The 553-nt window shown below is 66.5% G+C and carries 2 protein-coding genes; one reads left to right on the top strand and one right to left on the bottom strand.

The genetic code is table 11. The features are described 5' to 3' along the window. A partial coding sequence (locus MOV75_RS41300) for an SDR family oxidoreductase (RefSeq protein ID WP_246932372.1) occupies positions 1-138 on the bottom strand: 138 nt, incomplete at its 3' end. A 133-nt stretch (positions 139-271) separates the two neighbouring features. On the opposite strand from MOV75_RS41300, the gene MOV75_RS41305 reads away from it, so the two are divergent. Next, positions 272-553 (top strand): LysR family transcriptional regulator (locus tag MOV75_RS41305; protein WP_247008646.1); only part of this gene is annotated, 282 nt, incomplete at its 3' end.

Consider the following 553-nt stretch of genomic DNA (forward strand, 5'->3'; position numbering starts at 1 on the left):
AGCTTCCGCCGCCGGGCCGTCGATGTCGAGAATGGCGACGCGGGCTCCCTCGGCCGCAAAGCGGCGGGCGGTGGCAAGGCCGATGCCCCGAGGAGACGCAGCTCCGGTGATGATGGCTGTCTTGCCGCGCAGCAGCATGATGATCCTCCCTCAATGGCATTGCCGGGCACCCGACGGCGCCGCCGTTCTTGCCCGTGATTATGCGGGCGTCGGCCAATCCGACAAACGCGCTGTTGTCTTGCATGGGTGAATTTGGTTCACTTGTCCGATGTTGCTATCCAGCATCCCGATATCCGCCATCCGCGCCTTCGAGGCCGCCGCACGCACCGGTTCGTTCCGGGATGCGGCGAACGAGCTTCATCTCACGCCGAGCGCGGTCAGCCACGCCATTCGCAAGCTCGAAACCGCGATGGGCACGATCTTGTTCGAGCGCAGCGCCCGGGCGGTCCGGCTGACGCCGGCGGGCAAGAACCTGATGCGTCATGCCGGCACCGCGTTCGACAATCTGCGGCGCGGCATCGAGGAGGTCGCAGGCCGTGGCCCGCAATTGCTG

It is taken from the genome of Bradyrhizobium sp. PRIMUS42 (assembly GCF_023006515.1).
Lineage (GTDB): Bacteria > Pseudomonadota > Alphaproteobacteria > Rhizobiales > Xanthobacteraceae > Bradyrhizobium.